Source organism: Alsobacter sp., from assembly GCF_059501845.1.
This window is the reverse complement of record NZ_JCACDK010000017.1, coordinates 1-18,292: the sequence shown is the minus strand read 5'-3', so window position 1 is coordinate 18,292 and position 18,292 is coordinate 1. Positions and strand designations below refer to the sequence as shown.

The 18,292-nt window shown below is 66.8% G+C and carries 15 protein-coding genes and 1 tRNA gene; 10 read left to right on the top strand and 6 right to left on the bottom strand.

From position 1 onward, the window contains the following. Nucleotides 1-132: 132 nt before the first annotated feature. From AC5JCN_RS13575 to AC5JCN_RS13565, 3 genes are all read left to right on the top strand, one after another. Nucleotides 133-2,361 carry a methyl-accepting chemotaxis protein gene (locus AC5JCN_RS13575; protein WP_495755605.1) on the top strand — a complete coding sequence of 743 codons (2,229 nt, stop codon included), beginning with the start codon at nt 133-135 and terminating at the stop codon, nt 2,359-2,361. 204 nt (nt 2,362-2,565) lie between these two features. Continuing rightward, nucleotides 2,566-3,858: an adenylosuccinate synthase gene (locus AC5JCN_RS13570; RefSeq protein ID WP_495755604.1), complete on the top strand. Its 1,293-nt coding sequence runs from the start codon at nt 2,566-2,568 to the stop codon at nt 3,856-3,858. Nucleotides 3,859-3,903: 45 nt separating this feature from the next. Continuing rightward, nucleotides 3,904-5,187 (top strand): histidine kinase, encoded by a 1,284-nt coding sequence (locus AC5JCN_RS13565; protein WP_495755603.1) that lies wholly within the window; start codon nt 3,904-3,906, stop codon nt 5,185-5,187. Between the two features lie 4 nt (nt 5,188-5,191). Here AC5JCN_RS13565 and rpoH read toward each other — a convergent pair whose 3' ends face one another. After that, a complete protein-coding gene (gene rpoH / locus AC5JCN_RS13560) occupies nt 5,192-6,094 on the bottom strand; it encodes an RNA polymerase sigma factor RpoH (RefSeq protein WP_495755602.1) in 903 nt (300 codons plus the stop codon). Nucleotides 6,095-6,271: 177 nt separating this feature from the next. Then, nucleotides 6,272-7,285, bottom strand: a complete 1,014-nt coding sequence (locus AC5JCN_RS13555; RefSeq protein WP_495755845.1) for an RluA family pseudouridine synthase — start codon at nt 7,283-7,285, stop codon at nt 6,272-6,274. A gap of 194 nt (nt 7,286-7,479) precedes the next feature. Here AC5JCN_RS13555 and AC5JCN_RS13550 point away from each other — a divergent pair. Beyond that, nucleotides 7,480-7,555 (top strand) — tRNA-Glu (locus AC5JCN_RS13550). Between the two features lie 360 nt (nt 7,556-7,915). Further along, complete coding sequence (locus AC5JCN_RS13545; protein WP_495755601.1) at nt 7,916-8,602, top strand: helix-turn-helix domain-containing protein; 687 nt, start codon at nt 7,916-7,918, stop codon at nt 8,600-8,602. 76 nt (nt 8,603-8,678) lie between these two features. On the opposite strand, the gene AC5JCN_RS13540 is transcribed toward AC5JCN_RS13545, so the two are convergent. Together AC5JCN_RS13540 and AC5JCN_RS13535 are read right to left on the bottom strand one after the other, a co-directional pair. Next, nucleotides 8,679-9,524, bottom strand: coding sequence for an amidohydrolase family protein (locus AC5JCN_RS13540; protein WP_495755600.1), 846 nt, complete (start codon nt 9,522-9,524; stop codon nt 8,679-8,681). Nucleotides 9,525-9,580: 56 nt separating this feature from the next. Beyond that, nucleotides 9,581-10,390 (bottom strand): IclR family transcriptional regulator, encoded by an 810-nt coding sequence (locus AC5JCN_RS13535; protein ID WP_495755599.1) that lies wholly within the window; start codon nt 10,388-10,390, stop codon nt 9,581-9,583. A gap of 180 nt (nt 10,391-10,570) precedes the next feature. Between AC5JCN_RS13535 and AC5JCN_RS13530 the strand changes: the two genes are divergently transcribed. The 5 genes from AC5JCN_RS13530 (at nt 10,571) to AC5JCN_RS13510 (ending at nt 14,844) form a co-directional block, all read left to right on the top strand. Next, nucleotides 10,571-11,695, top strand: a complete 1,125-nt coding sequence (locus tag AC5JCN_RS13530) for a mandelate racemase/muconate lactonizing enzyme family protein (protein ID WP_495755598.1) — start codon at nt 10,571-10,573, stop codon at nt 11,693-11,695. Continuing rightward, the gene (locus AC5JCN_RS13525; protein ID WP_495755597.1) at nt 11,692-12,759 is read left to right on the top strand and encodes a Gfo/Idh/MocA family protein; all 1,068 of its coding nucleotides are present in this window, start codon (nt 11,692-11,694) and stop codon (nt 12,757-12,759) included. The genes AC5JCN_RS13530 and AC5JCN_RS13525 overlap by 4 nt, the downstream gene beginning before the upstream one ends. 6 nt (nt 12,760-12,765) lie before the next feature. Then, nucleotides 12,766-13,233 (top strand): MaoC/PaaZ C-terminal domain-containing protein, encoded by a 468-nt coding sequence (locus AC5JCN_RS13520; protein ID WP_495755596.1) that lies wholly within the window; start codon nt 12,766-12,768, stop codon nt 13,231-13,233. Further along, nucleotides 13,230-14,372, top strand: coding sequence for an extracellular solute-binding protein (locus tag AC5JCN_RS13515; protein WP_495755595.1), 1,143 nt, complete (start codon nt 13,230-13,232; stop codon nt 14,370-14,372). The genes AC5JCN_RS13520 and AC5JCN_RS13515 overlap by 4 nt, the downstream gene beginning before the upstream one ends. Nucleotides 14,373-14,709: 337 nt before the next feature. Beyond that, complete coding sequence (locus AC5JCN_RS13510) at nt 14,710-14,844, top strand: hypothetical protein (RefSeq protein WP_495755594.1); 135 nt, start codon at nt 14,710-14,712, stop codon at nt 14,842-14,844. A 302-nt stretch (nt 14,845-15,146) separates the two neighbouring features. Here the strand turns inward: AC5JCN_RS13510 and AC5JCN_RS13505 are convergent, their stop codons facing one another. Together AC5JCN_RS13505 and AC5JCN_RS13500 are read right to left on the bottom strand one after the other, a co-directional pair. Then, complete coding sequence (locus tag AC5JCN_RS13505; protein ID WP_495755593.1) at nt 15,147-16,316, bottom strand: flagellin N-terminal helical domain-containing protein; 1,170 nt, start codon at nt 16,314-16,316, stop codon at nt 15,147-15,149. Nucleotides 16,317-16,471: 155 nt separating this feature from the next. After that, complete coding sequence (locus AC5JCN_RS13500; RefSeq protein WP_495755592.1) at nt 16,472-17,881, bottom strand: transaminase; 1,410 nt, start codon at nt 17,879-17,881, stop codon at nt 16,472-16,474. Between the last annotated feature and the right edge of the window lie 411 nt (nt 17,882-18,292).

The window sequence follows — 18,292 nt, the reverse complement described above, 5'->3', positions numbered from 1 at the left end:
TTGTAGGAGTCTTTCTTAGCAATTGTCCGGCACCATCATGTCCGAGTTCACATTCGCCCAGTCCTGGCGCTCACATCGCGCAGGCCGGCGGGTGTCCGCGGGACAACCTGTCCCATCGTGGAGACTTCGGGCATGCATGGCGTATCTCGCTTCAGCTCCATCCGGGCGAAGTTCGGCGTAGCCTTCCTCACGGCGTTTCTCGTGCTGGTCGGCATCGGTCTCGTCGTCGAGCGCAATGCCGAACGTCTCAGCGGTGCCCTCGACGAGGTGCGGCTCAACGGGTCGGCCCTTCGGCAGCACACCCTTGCCGACATGTATCATGACGCCCTTCGCGGGGACGTCTACGCGATCCTGCACGACGCCGCGCAGTCGAAACCGGTGGATGACTCGATCAAGACACTCGTCGAGGATTCGGCATCGTTCAACGAGCACATCGACGCGCTGCAGAAGATCGATCTTTCCGACGCGACCAAGCGCGCAATCGACGAAGTCAGGCCGCGGCTCGACGCCTACATCGCCCAGGCTCGCACGATCGCCGAGAAGGCCAAGACGGATCCCGCCGCTGCGGAAGCCGAACTCGGGTCGTTCCTGGCTCGCTTCTCTGAGCTCGAGACGGCGTTGGACAAGCTCGGTAACTTCATCGAGCAGTCTTCGGTGGATGTCGAGCAGGAGGCACTTGCCGGCAAGCAGGCTGCCACGCTGCAACTCGCCTGTGCCGCGGTCGTGGTCCTGCTTCTTCTCATTGCCGGCTTCTTCTGGGTGGGCCGCCACATCGCGACGCCGATCCGTCTGCTCTCCGAAGCCGTGCTGCGCATCAAGGACGGCCGCGAACTCGCCGTGCCCGGCGCCGACCGGATGGACGAGATCGGCGAGGTCGCCCGCAATGTCCATCACATCGGCAGCCTCGGCCGTGACAACGCCCTGACCGTCGCCGCCATGAATGGCTCCGACACCATGCTGATGATCACCGATCCCGACGAGAAGATCGCTTTCATCAGCTCGACGCTCGTCGAGCTCCTTATGAAGCTCGAGCCGGTGTTCCGGCAGACGCGGGATGACTTCTCCGTCAGCAGCATGCAAGGCCAGCATCTCGACTACTACCGCTCCAATCCGGCTTTGAAGCGGGAGCTTGTCATGGACGATGGCAAGCATCGCAAGGTGCGCTACGAAATCGGCGGCCAGACGCTGACGGTCGACATGGCCTACATCTACGACCACAGCGGAACCAAGATCGGCCATACGCTGCTGTGGCGCGACATCACGGCGGAGCTCGCCGGCCAGGCCGAAGTGGAGCACATCGTCCGGGCTGCGAAGGACGGCGACTTCTCCGGCCGCATCGCGCTCGAGGGCAAGCAGGGCTTCGTTCGCGACATGGCGGACGGCCTGAACAGCCTTGCCACGCTGGTTGAGAGCGCTGTCGACGATTGCGCGAGTGTCATGCAGTCCGTTGCCGGAGGGGACCTCACGCACAAAGTGGAGACCAACTACCAGGGCTCGCTGGGGCGCCTCGCGACCAGTATCAACGAGACGATCGAGCGACTTTCCGACACGATCGAGACTCTCAAGGCCACGGCCTCCGACGTCGCGGCTTCGGCGCAGGAGATCACGTCCGGCGCGAACGATCTTTCCAACCGGACCGAGCAGCAGGCCTCCTCGCTGGAGGAAACCGCTGCTACGACCGAGCAACTGGCTGCCTCGGTGAAGGCCTCTGCGCAGTCGTCCCGGCAAGCCGTCCAGCTCGCCGGGGAGTCCCGGCAGGTGGCGCAGAGCGGCGGTGCCATCGTCCAGGACGCCGTCGGCGCGATGAGCCGCATCGAGAACGCTTCGAAGAAGATCTCGGATATCACCAGCGTGATCGACGAGATTGCCTTCCAGACGAACCTGCTCGCCCTCAATGCGGCAGTGGAGGCGGCGCGCGCTGGCGAAGCAGGCAAGGGCTTCGCAGTTGTCGCATCCGAGGTGCGCACCCTGGCGCAGCGGTCCTCCGAGGCTGCCAAGGAGATCACCGGGCTCATCGCCGCTTCGGCCACGGAGGTCGACCAGGGCGTCAGCCTCGTCCGTTCCGCTGGCGAGGCGCTGGGCAAGATCGTCAGCGCCTCCGACCGGGTCTCGAATACGATCGAGGAAATCGCCTCGGCCAGCAACGAGCAGGCGAACGGCATCGACGAGATGAGCCAGGCCGTCGCCCACATGGACGAGATGACCCAGCAGAATGCGGCGCTGGCCGAGGAGAGCGCGGCTTCGGCGACGTCTCTCTCGGAGAAGGTCGGCCGCCTGGACGACCTGATCGCCAGCTTCCGGACGAGCGGTTCGTCGGCACATGGAATGGCCGGCAAGTCTCGCTCGCGCAGGGTTGCCTGACAGCCTCGACCGGCCGGCCACAGGTCCGCCGCATTGACTGTGTGACGTCGGGTGACGCGAGGCGGCGCCCGGCGTTCCCGCTTTACGCTGTGGCCCCGAGCCGCTAACACTCCGGCGCAAGCCCCGGGGGATCCGACTTGCGGATCGACCGGGGCTTTTCATCGACGGGGATGCGAAAGTGCCGCCCTGTCCGGAGAGCGAGACATGGCCAACGTCGTGGTTGTGGGCGCCCAGTGGGGCGACGAGGGCAAGGGCAAGCTCGTGGACTGGCTGTCCGAGCAGGCCGACACGGTGGTTCGCTTCCAGGGCGGGCACAATGCCGGGCACACGCTCGTGATCGGCTCCAACGTCTACAAACTCTCGCTCCTCCCCTCGGGTGTGGTGCGCCCCGGCAAGCTCGCCGTGATCGGCAATGGCGTGGTGCTGGACCCGCATGCCCTCGCCGCGGAAGTCGAGCGGCTGCAGGGGCAGGGGGTCGCGATTTCCCGAGAGAACCTCCGCGTCGCAGACAATGCCGCACTGATCCTTTCCGTGCATCGCGAACTCGATGCCCAGCGCGAATCGGGCAATGCCGGAACCAAGATCGGGACGACCAAGCGCGGCATCGGGCCCGCATACGAGGACAAGGTCGGCCGCCGGGCCGTGCGCCTGATGGATCTGGCGGATCTGCCCAGCCTCCCGGACAAGATTGAACGCCTGCTCGCGCATCACAATGCGCTGCGCCGCGGCATGGGCCTGGAGGAGTTCCAGCCGCAGGCGATCTACGACGAGCTTGCTTCGGTCGCGCCGAAGGTGCTGCCCTACATGGACACCGTCTGGAAGCTGATGGACGAGGAGCGCCGGGCCGGGAAGCGCATCCTGTTCGAGGGCGCTCAGGGCGCCCTGCTCGATGTCGACTTCGGCACCTATCCTTTCGTCACCTCGTCCAACACGGTTGCCGGCCAGGCCGCCACGGGCTGCGGACTCGGCCCGCGCGCCATCGGCTATGTGCTGGGGATCGCCAAGGCCTACACGACGCGCGTGGGCGAGGGACCTTTCCCGACCGAGCAGCAGAACGAGATCGGTGACAAGATCGGCGAACGCGGGCGCGAGTTCGGCACCGTGACGGGCCGCAAGCGCCGCTGCGGCTGGTTCGACGCCGTTCTGGTGCGCCAGACCGTCCGGACCTCCGGCATTGACGGCATTGCGCTGACCAAGCTCGATATCCTCGATGGTTTCGACGAGATCAAGGTGTGCGTGCGCTACAGGCTGGACGGTCAGGAGGTCGACCACCTGCCGGCGAGCCAGGGCGCGCAGGCGCGCGTCGAGCCGATTTACGAGACGATCGAGGGGTGGCAAGGCACCACGGCCGGAGCGCGGTCATGGGCAGACCTGCCGGCACAGGCCATCAAGTATGTCCGGCGCATCGAGGAATTGATCGGAGCGCCGGTCGCGCTGGTCTCGACGAGCCCGGAGCGCGAGGACACCATCCTGGTGCAGAACCCCTTCGAGGCCTGACATCGCGGGCTTGACCCTGGCTGCCCGGCGGGTGAAGGAAACGCAATGGCCGACTATTACCCGCTGATCTCCCGAGCGGTGTCGAACATGGGGTCGAGCACGCCGGAACAGCGGCGAGCCCTCTATGAACGTGCGACCAACGCCCTCGTCGGCCAGCTCCGCAACGCGGATCCGCCAGTGTCCGAGGAGGAGATCGAGCGCGAGAGAAAAGCGCTCGAGGAGGCGATCCGCCGTGTCGAGACCGACGCCAATGGCGGGGTAGACCGCGAGGTTTTCGCCGGCATGCTCGAGAACGCGGTGGCCGAGGCCGTCGCGGAGCAGAGGCCGCCCCCACTGGAGGCCCGTGCAGAGCCGGCTGCCGGAAATGATCAACCCGAGCAAGAGCAGCCGCGCGCCGAGGCATCCCAGCCCGCACCGGAAAGACTTCGCCCGCAAGCCCCGCGCCCGCAGGTGAGGGAACGCAGCTGGGTGAGAGGGACCGTGATCCTCGGTGCGCTCGCCATCGTGGTCGCACTGATCGGCGTGCCCGCCTACATGCTCAGGCATCAGCCTGCCGACTTTGCTCCGCGGCCCGACGCGGCAGGCCAGCCCGCGGAACCGGACCGGAAGATCCAGGACAGGCTCGCCGGCGACGGCGGCGCGGCGGCACCGGCGGACGGTCAGACTGCCGCTGCCCAGCCCGCGCCTGCGGCGCCATCCGAACCTGCTCCGGCTGCTCCGGCTCCCGACCAGCAGCCTGCCGCGCCAGCGCAGCAACCCGCGGCTGCGAACCAGCCTGTTCCCGTGCTGCAGCGCGCGATCCTCGTTGAGGAGCCGAACGAGGGCAGCAAGGACCTGAAGCAGACCGTTGGCCGCGTGTTGTGGCGGCTCGACAGCGTGCCGGGCGGCGTCGGCGAGCCACTCGACGCGGCCGTCAGGGCCGACGTGGATCTGTCGGATGCCGGCCTGAAGGCGGAGATTCTGATCCGCCGCAATCGCGACGCGGCGCTTCCCGCCTCGCACACGATCGAGACGAAGTTCCTCGCGACCGACAAGGCCACGAACGGCAAGGTCCGCGATGTCGGCGTCCCGGAGATGCGTCAGGAAGAAGCGACGCGCGGAACGCCGCTGGCCGGCATCGCCGTGCCGGTGACGGAGAACCTGTTCCTGACCGGCCTGTCCAATCTGCCGGCGGATGTTCAGCGCAACCTGGAGAGCCTGCGCACGCGCAACTGGTTCATGCTGCCTCTGCGCTTCGCCAATGGCCGTCGCGCGGTGCTTCTGTTTGAAAAGGGCGGCCCCGGCGACAGGACAGTCACCGACGCCCTGCAGGCCTGGCAGCAGGGCTAGCGGATCAGCGTGCTTCGAGGGCCAGCGGCCCGGCTTCCCGCCGGGCCATGGCCTCGCGAACGGCCTTCTGCACCTTCTCGAAGGCCCGCACCTCGATTTGGCGGACGCGCTCGCGCGAGACGCCGAACTCGCTGGAGAGGTCCTCCAGCGTCATCGGATCCTCCGCCAGGCGGCGCGCCTCGAAGATGCGGCGTTCGCGGTCATTGAGAACGCTCAGCGCGTCGCGCAGGGCGACGTGGCGGTTGTCCGCCTCTTCCTGCTGAACGAGCAGGCTCTCCTGGCTGGCGCTGTCGTCGGCAAGCCAGTCCTGCCATTCACCTTCGCCCTCGCCATCCCCGCGCAGGGGCGCATTCAGCGAAGCGTCGCCGCCGAGGCGGCGGTTCATCTCCACCACCTCCTGCTCGTGTACGCCCAGCTTGGTGGCGATGGCCTTGACCTGGTCCGGCCGGAGGTCGCCCTCGTCCAGAGCGGAAATCTGGCTCTTCGCCTTGCGCAGGTTGAAGAAAAGCTTCTTCTGGTTCGCGGTGGTGCCCATCTTCACCAGCGACCACGAGCGCAGGATGTACTCCTGGATCGAGGCCTTGATCCACCACATCGCGTAGGTGGCGAGGCGGAAACCCTTGTCGGGCTCGAAGCGCTTGACGGCCTGCATCAGGCCGACATTGCCTTCTGAAACGATTTCGCCGATGGGCAGGCCATAGCCGCGATAGCCCATGGCGATCTTGGCCACGAGCCGCAGATGCGACGTGACGAGTCGGTGCGCGGCCTCCGGGTCGTCATGCTCGCGCCAACTCTTGGCGAGCATGTACTCTTCCTCGGGCTGCAGCATCGGGAACTTGCGGATCTCGTCGAGATACCGCGAAAGGCCGCCTTCAGCGGCGACGATCGGTAAGGCGGCTCGCGCCATTCTGTCCTCCTCAAGGGTCCCTCGCAGGAGCAGACCCGCATGCGGCCGCACGAAGCCGACCGCACCACACTCGATATCATCAGTTGGACCTTGGCCGAAAGAGGGCGGGTCAACGCCCTTTGGGGCACATGGTTTCTCGGGATGGCTCGATATCTACGGCGCCGGACCGGCCGCGGATCACCCGCGCGGGGCCCTCAGCGCGGCCAGGAGCGCCTCGATATCTGCCGGCAGAGGGCTCTCGAATCGCAGGGTCTCGCCCGTCAGGGGATGCTCGAAACCGAGCACCGCGGCGTGGAGGGCCTGCCGGGGGAAAGCGTCGGCAGCCTCCCGGGCCACCGGGTCCAGCCGCGCCGCCTTGGTGCGGAATCCGGAGCCATAGACCCCGTCTCCGAGCAGGGGATGGCCGAGATGGGCCATGTGCACCCGGATCTGGTGCGTGCGACCCGTCTCCAGGCGGCAGGTGACGAGGCTCGCCGCCGGCGTGCCATCTGCCCCGGCGAAAGTTTCCTCTACCGTATAGTGGGTTATCGCCTCACGTCCGCGGCCGCGTGGAACGACGGCCATGCGGTCGCGGTGCCGGCTCGACCGGTCGAGGGGTGCGTCGACCGTGCCGTGACGCCGGTCCAGAACACCCCAGACGATGGCGCGGTACGCCCTCTCGAGCGGGCCGGAGCGGCCGTGGTCGGCAAACTGGGCGGCAAGTCCCTTGTGGGCCTTGTCGGTCTTCGCCACGACGAGCAGGCCGCTCGTGTCCTTGTCGAGCCGGTGCACGATGCCGGGCCGCTTCACGCCTCCGATACCCGACAGGCTCTCGCCGCAATGGGCGATGAGCGCGTTGACGAGCGTGCCGCTCTCGTGTCCGGCGGCGGGGTGGACGACCAGCCCGACGGGCTTTTCGATGACGATCAGTTGATCGTCCTCGTAGACGACCGTGAGTGGAATATCCTCGCCGCGCGGGGCAGGGTCTTCCGCCGGCGGGACCTCGAGGGTCACGACGCTCCCCGGTTCCAGCCGTTTGCCGGGATCGCGCTCGGAGGTTCCGGCCAGAGAGACTGCGCCATCGAGAACGAGCGCCTTGAGCCGCGTACGCGACAGATCAGGCACGTGCCTGGCCAGGAAGCGATCGAGCCTTTCGCCCTTCTCGGCGTCCTCGACCGTCAGGGAGAGCCTGTCGCTCGCGCTGCCGGTCATGTCCTCGCCCACTGCCGCTACTCCACTCCGGGCCGCTGCAGCCCGCCGGCGTGTGTGGGCCGCAGCCCCCGCCCCGTCAAGCGGTCGCAGCGCTCCTTAGCCCTCCAGTGGCCGTCGCCGATTTCCCCGAAGCAGGGCTTGAAGCGCCGCCGCCCCCCCGCTATAGGAGGGCCAGCAGCGCATGGCGCCGCTCCGCTCCCATCGTCTAGCGGTCTAGGACGTCGCCCTCTCACGGCGAAAACAGGGGTTCGAGTCCCCTTGGGAGCGCCAAAGCGCCTTTTCCCCTGCAATCTCAACGATGTTTTCAGGATGCCGCCTGAAGTTTGCCTGAGACAGACGCGCTGAGTGACTGTTTCGTGAAGCGGCCCTATCTCCGGTTGCGGGTCTGCCAGACGATGCAGCATATCCGCCAACGGACCAGGATTGGGCTACGCTTGCACGCAGGGTTCCGCGGATTTGCCCTGAGGCCCTCTCGGCCACGCCAAGAGCGTGATATATTTTACATCTTTTGCAAATTATATCTGGTCAAGCCTGGTTCTTGATGCTAGTCAGCCGCTGCGCCCGCAGGCTTGGCCTCGGCCGTTTCCTTTCAGATGACGCTGCGGCCCAGCCGGCGTGCGGGATTCCATCATGCTGCACGACTCTCGCCTGGAACTGCGCGGCACGCAGCTCTTTTCCCTGCTCGGCGACTCCGCCCTCGATCGCCTTCATTCCGCATCGCTGATCCAGACCTTTCCCCGAGAGGTCATCCTCTTCGAGCAGGCAACGATCCCGGGCTTCCTCTACACCCTCATCGAAGGCGCCGTCGAGTTCACCGGGTCGCATGGCCGCCAGCGCCACACGACGAAGGTCGCCGACGGCGGTTGCTCGTTCTCGCTGGCCTCGGTCGTCAGCGGCGAGCCGGTCCTGAACTCGGCGCGCACGGTGCGGCGTTCCCGCATCGCCATGACGCCGGCACCGCTGGTGCGCCAGATGATCGAGGAGGATCCGGATTTTGCCCGGCTCCTGCTGCGCAAGCTCGCGGCGCTGAGCCAGGGCCTGATGCGCGAGTTGCACAGCCAGAAGCTGAGGACGTCCTGCGAGCGGCTGGCGCGATGGCTGCTGGCGCGCACCGAGGACCGCGACGGCCTGCAGGAGTTCCGCATCGACCTGTCCCGCCAGCAGCTGGCGAACGTGCTCAGCACATCGCCGGAGAGCCTGTCGCGCTCCATCGGCGCCCTCGAAAGGGTCGGCGTCGTGTTCGAGCGCAACACCGTCCGGGTGACCTGCCGCACCCGGCTGCAGGACGCCGCGGCCCCTTCCTCCATCATGGACTGAGGCGGCAAGCGGGGCTCCCCGCCTGCCCCTTGCGCTTTGACGGCGCCGAGCCGAGGGCGCCGGCGAGGTCCGTCGCTCAATTCGCGAGACGCCAGAGCCGCCGGGCGTTGGTCGAAAGCAGCTTCGCCCGTTCCACGGCGGACGTGCCGGAGAGCAGCGCGTGCGTGGCGGCGACCCAGGCCGACAGCGTGCCTCCGAGCGTGCAGACGGGCCAGTCGCTGCCCCACACCACACGGTCCCAGCCGAAGCTCGAAATGGCGTGCTCGACGTAGGGACGCAGGTCGTCGAGCGTCCAGGTGGCGGGGTCACCGTAGGCCATGACTCCGGAGATCTTGACGGCGACGTTCGGCCGCCGCGCGAGGTCGGCGACGTGCTCGCGCCAGGGGTGGAGACCGCCGCCAGCAATGTCTGGCACACCGCAATGGTCGAGCACGAACTGCACGTCCGGGGCGGCGTCCGCGAGGGCAATGGCGAGCGGCAACTGGCGCGCGGCGACGCAGATGTCGAAGGGCCGGCCGGTCCCGCCGAGGCGGGTGATGTTGGCGCGAAAGATCGCGCTCTCCGAAAGACCGTCCGGCTGGGTGTGGAGCACGCGCCGGAACCCCCGGATGACGGGGTCTTCCAGCTGTTCGGCCATCCTCGCGGGGAAGTCTTCCGCCTCCGGCCGGCAGGCGGCAATCGCGCCACGCAGGAGGCTGCCGGGGCGTGAGCCCATCTCGGCGACAAACAGCGATTCCGCGTCGATATCGGCCGGATCGACGTCCACCTCCATGTGCAGGACGTCGGTGATGCCGCAGCGGGCGGCCTCGGCCGCGTAGGTCGCGTAGAGGAAGTCCGCGTCGAGGGCAGGGATACCGGAGAGCCAGGGATAGCTCAGCCGTGACCTGTCGATGACGTGGAGGTGGGTATCCACGATGCTCATCCCGGCCTCCCTCCCGTGCGTTTCGCTGACGACGTTCCCACGAATGTGCGCAGGGTTCAAAGGGGGCTTTGGTCTTCCAGGCTGACCGGTGCCGGCACGCCGCCCATGGCGACCGCAAGCGTTGCCGCGGTGTCGCACAGCATCCTCACCGTGCTGGTCATGTCCGGAGCCTCTGCGCGGTTGAGTCGGCCGAGATAGGGGCAGGTGAGAGCCGCGACCGCGTGGCCGTCCGGGCCGGGCACCGGGGCCGAAAGGTTGTAGATCCCCGCCGTCTGCTGGCTGGGCATGATCTCGTAGCCACGCTCGCGGATTTCGGCGAGGCGCGGCGCCAGTTCGGCGAGCCGGCTGGCCCCGTCGCCCGCCTCGTCCTGCTCGGCTACCATCATAGCCCGCTCTTCGGGCGTGCGGAACGCCAGCAGGACATGGCCGGAACCCGTGTTGAAGAGACTGACGCGGGCGCCGACGCGGATCGCAATGCCCCAGTAGCCGGGCGCGTCCATCTGGGCGATGACGTAGACGCCGGCCCGGTCGTAGACGGCCAGGTGGTTGGCCTGCATGGAGCGTGCGGCGAGGCTCCGCATCAGCGGCGCGGCCTGCGAGACGAGCCTGCGCACCGGCCTGTGCAGATGCGCGAGCCCGAACAGCTTCAGTGTCAGCTCATAGCGGTCGCTGTCGTTTCGCGAGACGTAGCCGCGCCGCACGAGCCGGTCCAGCATGCGGTAGATCTCGTTGGGCGTGCGCCCGAGAGCCTTGGCGATCTCGACTTGCGTGAATGCGCCATCCTCGGCCGCGAGCAGCTCCAGGATGTCCAGTCCCTTGTCGAGCGCGGGGGCGCGGTAGCGATCGGTCTCGTCGGCGTCGCCCATGGCGCGGCTCCTCGCCCCTGCCATTGACTTGCAGCGGCAAACATTCAAGGCTGAATGAAGCACTCGCCGGTGGATCGGGCAAGATGCGAGGCGCAGCCGCGGCGCTCGCCTCGCCAGGCCGCAGCGGCACAGGGGCGATCCTTCCCGAGAAAAGCGGAAGGTCAGGGGAGGACAAGGGCTATGGCACGGATCGAAAAGGTCGAACTGCGCATGGTCGACCTGCCGCCCAAGGTGAAGCGGACCGATGCCATCCAGAGCTTCGTCAGCCAGGAAACGCCGATCGTCACCATCACGGACTCGGATGGCGCCACCGGGACAGGATACAGCTATACGATCGGCACCGGCGGTTCGTCCGTCATGCGCCTGCTTTCCGACCATCTCGCGCCGAGGCTGATCGGGCAGGATGCCGACCGGATCGAGGCGATCTGGCACGACCTCGAATTCGCCACCCACGCCACCACCATCGGCGCCATCAGCGCGCTGGCCCTCGCTGCGGTCGACACCGCGCTGTGGGACCTCCAATGCAAGCGCCAATCGCTGCCGCTGTGGATCCACGCCGGCGGGGCGAAGGATCGCTGCCCGCTCTACACCACGGAGGGTGGCTGGCTGCACATCCCTGCCGAGGCACTCGTGGAGGACGCGCTCCAGGCGAAGGCAAAAGGCTTCGCGGGGTCGAAGGTGAAGATCGGCCGGCCGCATGTGTCGGAAGACCGGGCCCGGCTCGCGGCGGTTCGCAAGGCGGTCGGCGACGGCTTCGAGATCATGACGGACGCCAACCAGGCCTTCTCGCTGGACGAAGCGCTGCGACGTGCCGACAGGCTGCGCGAACTCGACCTCGCCTGGATCGAGGAACCCATGCCGGCCGACGACATCGACGGCCATGTGCGGCTGTCGGCCTCGACCGGCACGCCGATCGCGATCGGGGAGTCGCTTTATTCGATCCGCCACTTCCGGGAGTACATGGCGCGGGGCGGCTGCCGCATCGTGCAGGTGGACGTGGCGCGCATCGGTGGCATCACGCCCTGGCTGAAAGTGGCGCATGCCGCCGAGGCCTTCGACATGCCGGTGTGCCCGCACTTCCTGATGGAGCTGCATGTCAGCCTGACCTGCGCCGTGCCCAACGGGAAATACGTCGAGTACATCCCGCAGCTCGACGACCTCACCACCAAGGGCATGGCAGTCGAGAACGGCATGGCAGTCGCTCCTTCCGAGCCCGGCATCGGCATCGCGTGGGACTGGGATGCCGTGAAGGCCCGCAGCGTCGCGGAGTTCACGCAGGTGATCACCGAGCGCCGGCCGGGATGAGCTTCGATCCCGCAGACCTCGCGCAGGACTGGCCGGCGCCATCCCGGCCACGGCCCATCGTCGTCTTCGGCGCAGGCTCGATCGTCGGCGACGCCCATCTCCCGGCCTATCGCAAGGCCGGCTACCCCGTTGCCGGCATCTACGATCCCGACCTGCAAAAGGCCGCGCAGCTGGCCTCAGCTTGGAACGTCCAGGCCTTTTCGTCCTCGCAGGAGGCCGCGGCCGTTCAGGGCGCCATCTTCGACCTCGCAACACCGCCGGCCCAGCATTGGGCCGTCCTCAGCGCCTTGCCCGGGGGGTCGGTCGCGCTGATCCAGAAGCCGATGGGCAGCGATCTCGACGAGGCCACCGCCATCCTCACCGTCTGCCGGGAGAGAAACCTGACGGCGGCGGTGAACTTCCAGCTGCGCTTCGCGCCGATGATGCTCGCGCTTCGCGACGCAATCGGCCGGGGGCTTCTGGGCGAGGTCGTGGACTTCGACGCCTGGCTGGCGCTGTCGACGCCGTGGGAGCTGTGGCCCTTCCTGAAGGGCCTGCCGCGCGTGGAGATCGCGCTGCACTCCATCCATTACCTCGACTTCGTGCGAGGCCTGCTGGGCGATCCGGCCGGCGTCCACGCCAAGACGATGGGCCACCCCGGCCACGACGTCGCCCAGACGCGGACCAGTGCCATCCTCGATTATGGCGACAGGGTGCGTTGCTCGCTGTCCATCAATCACGACCACGCGTTCGGCCGCCGCTTCCAGGCCTGCGAGTTCCGCATCTGCGGCACGAAGGGCGCTGCCTATCTCAAGCTCGGCGTCAACCTGGACTATCCGCGCGGAGAACCGGACGAGCTCTGGCTTCATCCGGACGGAGGCGATGGATGGATCCAGGTCCCGCTACGGGGCGCCTGGTTCCCCGATGCGTTCGTCGGCAGGATGGCGAACCTCCAGCGCTACGCTGCAGGTGAGGATGCCGACCTCGTGTCGTCGGTCGATGACGCATGGACGACCATGGCGCTCGTCGAGGCGGCCTACAGGTCCAGCGCCTCGCCCGCCACACCGCTCGCCAGCAGACCCTGAGGCACCATGCTCCAGCCGATCGCCTTCGAGGAGTATGAGCTCGGGCATGTGCGCGAGACGTTCGGGCGCACCATCACCGAAACCGACTTCGTCGTTCATGCCGGGCACACCGGCGACTTCTTTCCGCATCACATGGATGCGGAGTTTGCCAAGACACTGCCCTTTGGCCAGCGCGTCGCGCACGGCACGATGGTCTTTGCCATCGGCGTGGGCCTGACGGCCAGCCTCGTCAATCCGCTCGCCTTCTCCTACGGCTATGACCGCCTGCGGTTCGTGAAGCCGGTGTTCATCGGGGACACCATCCGATCCAGGGTGACGATCGCCGTGAAGGAGGACGATCCCAAGCGCCCAGGGCACGGCCGGGTGGTGGAGCGTCTCGACGTCGTCAACCAGCGCGGCGAGACCGTGCTCGTCGCCGACCACATCCTCATTGTCGAGCGGAAGGCCGGCACCAGCGGAGAGACCCCGACATGAGCATTGCGCTGAAGGGCATGACCTGGAGCCACCCCCGCGGCTACCTGCCCCTTGAAGCTGCCGCGGCGGAATGGAAAGCGCGCACGGGCGTCGCCGTGAGCTGGGACAAGCGCTCGCTGCAGGACTTCGAGTCGTTTCCCGTGGAGCTGCTGGCGCGGGAGTACGACCTCATCATCATCGATCATCCCCATGTCGGGCAGATCACCGCGGAAAATTGCCTGACGCCGCTCGACGTGCCCGGGCGGGAGACGGAGCGGGACGAACTCGCCCGGCACAGCGTCGGCCGTTCCTATCCGAGCTACACCTGGGAAGGCCGCCAGTGGGCCTTTCCGGTGGACGCGGCGACGCAGGTCCAGGCCTATCGCCCGGACCGGCTGGGCGGACCCCTGGAACGCTGGAGCGAGGTCGTCGCCCTGGCGCGGCGTGGCCGGGTCCTGATCCCGCTTCGCCCTCCGCACTCGCTGATGATTTTCTACTCTCTGGCCGCCAACCTCGGCGACCCCTGCGCCGTAAGTGGCGCGGACCTGATCAGCGCGGAAACCGGCGCCCGCGTCTGGGACCTCATGCGCGAGATCGCCGCCCTCGTGCCCGATACATGCTATGGCATGGACCCCATTGCCGCGTCGGAGGAGATGGCGCGGACGGAGGCCGCCATCGATTGCGTGCCGCTGATGTATGGCTATGTCAGCTACGCCGCGGATGGCTTCCGTCCAGCCCGGCTCGCCTTCGCCGACATTCCGTCTGCCGGGACGTCGGGTCCCGTGGGCGCCACGCTCGGCGGGACAGGGCTGGCCGTGTCGGTGTTCTCGCCGCATCGGGAAGCCGCCATCGACTTCACCTATTGGGTGGCCTCGGCGGAGGTTCAGAAGGGACTCTATGCCGCCTCCGGCGGCCAGCCCGGCCACGGGTTGGCGTGGGAAGACGAGGCGGTGAACCGTCCCGTGCACGGCTTCTACCGTGACACACGGCGCACGCTCGAGGCGTCCTACGTGCGTCCGCGGCACAACGGAGCCATGGCTTTCCAGGGCGCTGCCGCTCACGCGGTGGTCGAGGGCTTGCGGGAAGGCCTGCACGCTACGGCGATGCTGGCGCGGCTGAACGGCCTCTTTGCGCAGAGTGGCGCTCCCGATCGCGCATAGCGGAACTCTGCCCTGCGTGTCGTCCCCCCGGATCCTTAACCGTGTTCCGCCACGCGCCTTGAGCGCAGCCGAATAAAATATCAACTTGAATCAAGTTGGATCGACCCGTCGGGCCCAACATGTCAGTGGAGGTTCGGGATGACGGGAGTACGTGGGCTGCTGGTCGGTGTTCTGCCGGCCGCGGCGATGTGGGTCGGCCTTTGGGCAGGCGTTTCGCTGGTCATCCGCCACATGCACTGATGCACGGGCGGCACAGGGCTTGCTTTTAAGCCGGGGCCAGTGCTGAAGGTCAATGAACTTTAACGTTCACGTGGCTTGATGCGCTAAACACCGGCCCATGAGCGCACCGATGCAGCAGCCCGGCTATCCCGATACTCACCCTCTGACACTGTTCGAGGCACTTTCCGTCGTCACCTTCGGCGGAATTGTGCTCGTATCCGTCAGTATGGCCGTCTGGGCCCTGGTGACCTAAGGCGGCGGCAGCGCTTGTGCTGCCTTGACCTGACCCGGCAGTTCCTGCGATTGCCCCGCGGCGGAATGGAACGTTCCGGCTCCGAACACGGTTGAACCCGGCGCAAACCGAATCCACCTGCCGGAGGACTGCCGTGAACAACGTCATTTATATCGTCGGGCTCATCGTCGTCGTGCTCGCCGTCCTGTCTTTCTTCGGACTGCGCTAAGCGTCACGACCCGTTTGAAACGAAGAAGGCGGCGTCCCGGTGGGCGCCGCCTTCTTCGTTTGGCCTGACTGGATGAGAAATCTGCCGGACGAGGTTACTGGAACAGTCGCAGCACGGCCTGGTCGGCCTGGTTGGCGAGCGATAGCGCAGTCTGTGACAGCTGCTGGCGTGTTTGAAGGGCCAGCAGGTTGGCGGCCTCCTCGTTCGCGTCGGCGTTGACGAGGTTGTCGGCCCCCGTCTTCAGCGTGTTGACGATGGACTTCGAGAAGTCCTGCCGGTTCTGGATGATGGACAGGCTGGAGGCGAACTCTGTCTGGTCGCTGCGCACCGTGCCCAGCGCCGTCTTGAGCGCTGCCACCTGTCCGGTGAAGTCGGTCAGCGTGGAGCCCGTGGCGGCAACCTGCTGGACTCCGCTGAAGCTGGCAGCCGAAACCGTCCGCGAGGTCACGGTCTGGAAGGAGGTTCCGTCCTCGTTGAAGTTCACGGTGAGGTCGTTGCCGGCCTGAAGAAGGTTCACACCGTTGAAGCCGGCATCCTGCGCAAACTGGTCGATCGAGGTCAGCAGATCGTTGTATTGCTTGGCATAGCTGTCGAGCTCGGGCTGGGTCAGGCCGCTGACCACGGTGCTGGTGGCGCTGCCGGTCCCCAGCAGGCCGGTGACCGCCGCACTCGTCGTGTTGGTGACCGTGATCGCCCCAGACACGGCGTTCGACGCGTTCAGCACGAAGACGCCGCCCTGGATGGAGGCGCTGTAGACACCCCCGCTCGCCGAGTTGATCTGCGACACCAGGTCGGTGACCGTCTTGCCCGCCACCGTCCCGACATTGACCTGAAAGGTCGCTCCCGTCGTGGCGTTGGTGAAGGTCAGATTGTCGTTGTCCGCAAAGCCGAGCGAGCCCAGCGTCGTCGCCGAGGTGAGCGTGGTCCCGGCTCCCGTCACCTGGTTTTTCGAACCCGACGAGTCCGCCTTCATCTTGTCGATCAGCCCCTGCGCCGACTGCAGGGCCTTGTAGATGCTATCCAGCGCCTTGCTCGCGGCCTGGATGGTGCTGACGGCGTTGTTCATCCCGTCGAGCAGCGTGTTCAACTGCGTGGCGCGATCGTTCAGGCCCTGGGCCACGAAGTAACTGGTGGGGTTGTCGAGGGCACTGTTCACCTTTTTTCCGGTGGCCAGGCGTCCCTGCGTCGTGGTCATCAGATCAGAGGTCTGCTGCAGCGCCAGCAGGTTGGTGCGGACGCGCGAAGAAATGGTGATATCGGCCATGCTCAAAGCCTTCGAGATCGGAAACGCCCGCGGCGTAACACAACTGGAAGTTAGAAGAACATGGTTACCGATATCTTAAGTTGAAACGAAGCTGGCAGGATGTTGTTGACCATAGCTGCGCCCAGCCGGTCGCTCGCGGTCTTTTTCGCTTTGTTTCAGATGCTTCCGGCTTCCGCGGCGAGGGAAGCGGCGGCGTCCGCGAAAGCCTCGACGAAGCCGTCCGCCTGTTCAGGCGAAAGGCAGGGACTCACCAACACCATGTTGTGGAACGGTGTCACCAGATAGCCCCGGTTGAGCAGAGCAAGGTGCAGTGCTGCCTCGATGGCGTGCGAAGCGGCCGCCCGGGCATCGACAGCGTTCCGCAATGGTTGCCTGCGAAGCACGATCTCGAGCCGGGCGCCGACACGTGTGACGTGCCACGGCAGGCCGATCTCCCGGATGGAGGCTTCCAGCCCAGCCGCGATCCGCTCTGCCCCGGCCGTCATCCGGCCATAGGCGTCGTGCGTCATCACCTCTTCTAGGCACGCCCGAAGACATGCAAGCTGAAGTGCGCTGCCTGACAGGGTCGTCCCGATGCCGGAATGCCCGCCGGGAGAGGCCGCCCTGACTGTATCGAGGCGGGCTGCGATATCGGCGGTGAATCCCCACACCGCCGCGGGTACGCCGCCCGCCACCGCCTTGCCCGCGACGAAGATGTCCGGCTCCAGGCCATGCACGGCGCAGTAGCCGCCGAGGCCTGAGGAAAGCGTGTGTGTCTCGTCGATCAGCAGCAGCGTACCGGCAGCGCGTGTCAGCCGGCGCAAGGCAGCATGAAAGCCGGGCTGCGGCTGGATCATGCTGCAGTTCGTCATCACCGGTTCCGCAATGACCACGGCCACGTCGCCGGGGGCCAGGGCGGCTTCCAGCGCATCGATGTCGTTGAAGGGGATGGACCGGGTCGTGGCGGAGAGATCGACGGCCTGGCCGAGAAGGGACGGGCGCGTCACCGTGCGTCCGTCCCTGAGATCGACGAGAGTGTCGTCCACGGCGCCGTGATAGCATCCGTCGAACACCAGCAGCACCTTCCGCCCGGTCAGGGCACGCGCCACTCTGAGAGCAAACCTGTTGGCATCGCTGGCGGTGGTTGCGACCTGCCAGAAGGGCAGGCCGAACCGCTCCGACAGCAGGCGGCCGACGATGTCGGAATCCTGCGTCGGCAGCATGGCCGAGAGGCCGCCCGCTGCGCGCGCGGCCAGCGCCGCCGCGACAGGGGCGGGGGCGTGTCCGAACATCGCCGCGCTGTCGCCGAGGCAGAGGTCGACGAGACCATGGCCGTCGATGTCCTCGAGCCGCGCGCCTTGCGCGTAGCGCAGGACCATGGGGAATGGCATCGGCCAATCCGTCATCCAGTGAAGGGGCACCCCGGCGTAGAAGCCGGCCGACTTGTCCTTCCCCGCGTTCCAGGCCGTCCGGCTGAGAGGCCGGCGCGCCTCATAGATCGCGGACTCTCGCGCAAGGAGTGACTTGGCAGCCATTTCCAGGGCACCGCGACCGTGTTCCACGCCCTGCGCTTCTGCGTCCTGCACCGCGAGACTCCGGTTCCCGAAAAATGTGATCACAAAATGCGGAGGCCCTGCGGGGCTGTCAATCCGGCGGCCTTCGCCGGCGTGTCGCGGCATCGTCGGACGGGCTCAAAACGCGCCGGCCCTGAACACCCCAGGCATCCGGGGGAGAAAAATTCGAGCACCTGCAATATGTTATGACGGAACGAACCGCGGATCGGGAAAAAAGTCGAACTTCGGGCTTGCGGCGAAAATCGAAATCCCCTATCTCACGGCTCGTCGCCGACGGCCTCGGGCCAACGGCGTAGACGTCTCCCGGACATGATCATTGGGGGAGCTGGCACAGGCCAGAACCCGGTGGCACGTCTGTGGCAGGCGTCGGCTCTTTGACAATTACAGAGGAAGGAAGAGAAGCGCGGACGGCTGTGTCCTTGC

Excerpts from the sequence above, each read along its gene's own strand:
- AC5JCN_RS13540 (WP_495755600.1), bottom strand. The coding sequence starts at position 9,524 with ATGAGCATCGTGGATACCCACCTCCACGTCATCGACAGGTCACGGCTG.
- AC5JCN_RS13570 (WP_495755604.1), top strand. The coding sequence starts at position 2,566 with ATGGCCAACGTCGTGGTTGTGGGCGCCCAGTGGGGCGACGAGGGCAAG.
- AC5JCN_RS13565 (WP_495755603.1), top strand. The coding sequence starts at position 3,904 with ATGGCCGACTATTACCCGCTGATCTCCCGAGCGGTGTCGAACATGGGG.
- AC5JCN_RS13505 (WP_495755593.1), bottom strand. The coding sequence starts at position 16,316 with ATGGCCGATATCACCATTTCTTCGCGCGTCCGCACCAACCTGCTGGCG.
- AC5JCN_RS13545 (WP_495755601.1), top strand. The coding sequence starts at position 7,916 with ATGCTGCACGACTCTCGCCTGGAACTGCGCGGCACGCAGCTCTTTTCC.
- AC5JCN_RS13575 (WP_495755605.1), top strand. The coding sequence starts at position 133 with ATGCATGGCGTATCTCGCTTCAGCTCCATCCGGGCGAAGTTCGGCGTA.
- AC5JCN_RS13530 (WP_495755598.1), top strand. The coding sequence starts at position 10,571 with ATGGCACGGATCGAAAAGGTCGAACTGCGCATGGTCGACCTGCCGCCC.
- AC5JCN_RS13520 (WP_495755596.1), top strand. The coding sequence starts at position 12,766 with ATGCTCCAGCCGATCGCCTTCGAGGAGTATGAGCTCGGGCATGTGCGC.
- AC5JCN_RS13525 (WP_495755597.1), top strand. The coding sequence starts at position 11,692 with ATGAGCTTCGATCCCGCAGACCTCGCGCAGGACTGGCCGGCGCCATCC.
- rpoH (WP_495755602.1), bottom strand. The coding sequence starts at position 6,094 with ATGGCGCGAGCCGCCTTACCGATCGTCGCCGCTGAAGGCGGCCTTTCG.
- AC5JCN_RS13535 (WP_495755599.1), bottom strand. The coding sequence starts at position 10,390 with ATGGGCGACGCCGACGAGACCGATCGCTACCGCGCCCCCGCGCTCGAC.
- AC5JCN_RS13555 (WP_495755845.1), bottom strand. The coding sequence starts at position 7,285 with ATGACCGGCAGCGCGAGCGACAGGCTCTCCCTGACGGTCGAGGACGCC.
- AC5JCN_RS13515 (WP_495755595.1), top strand. The coding sequence starts at position 13,230 with ATGAGCATTGCGCTGAAGGGCATGACCTGGAGCCACCCCCGCGGCTAC.
- AC5JCN_RS13510 (WP_495755594.1), top strand. The coding sequence starts at position 14,710 with ATGAGCGCACCGATGCAGCAGCCCGGCTATCCCGATACTCACCCTCTG.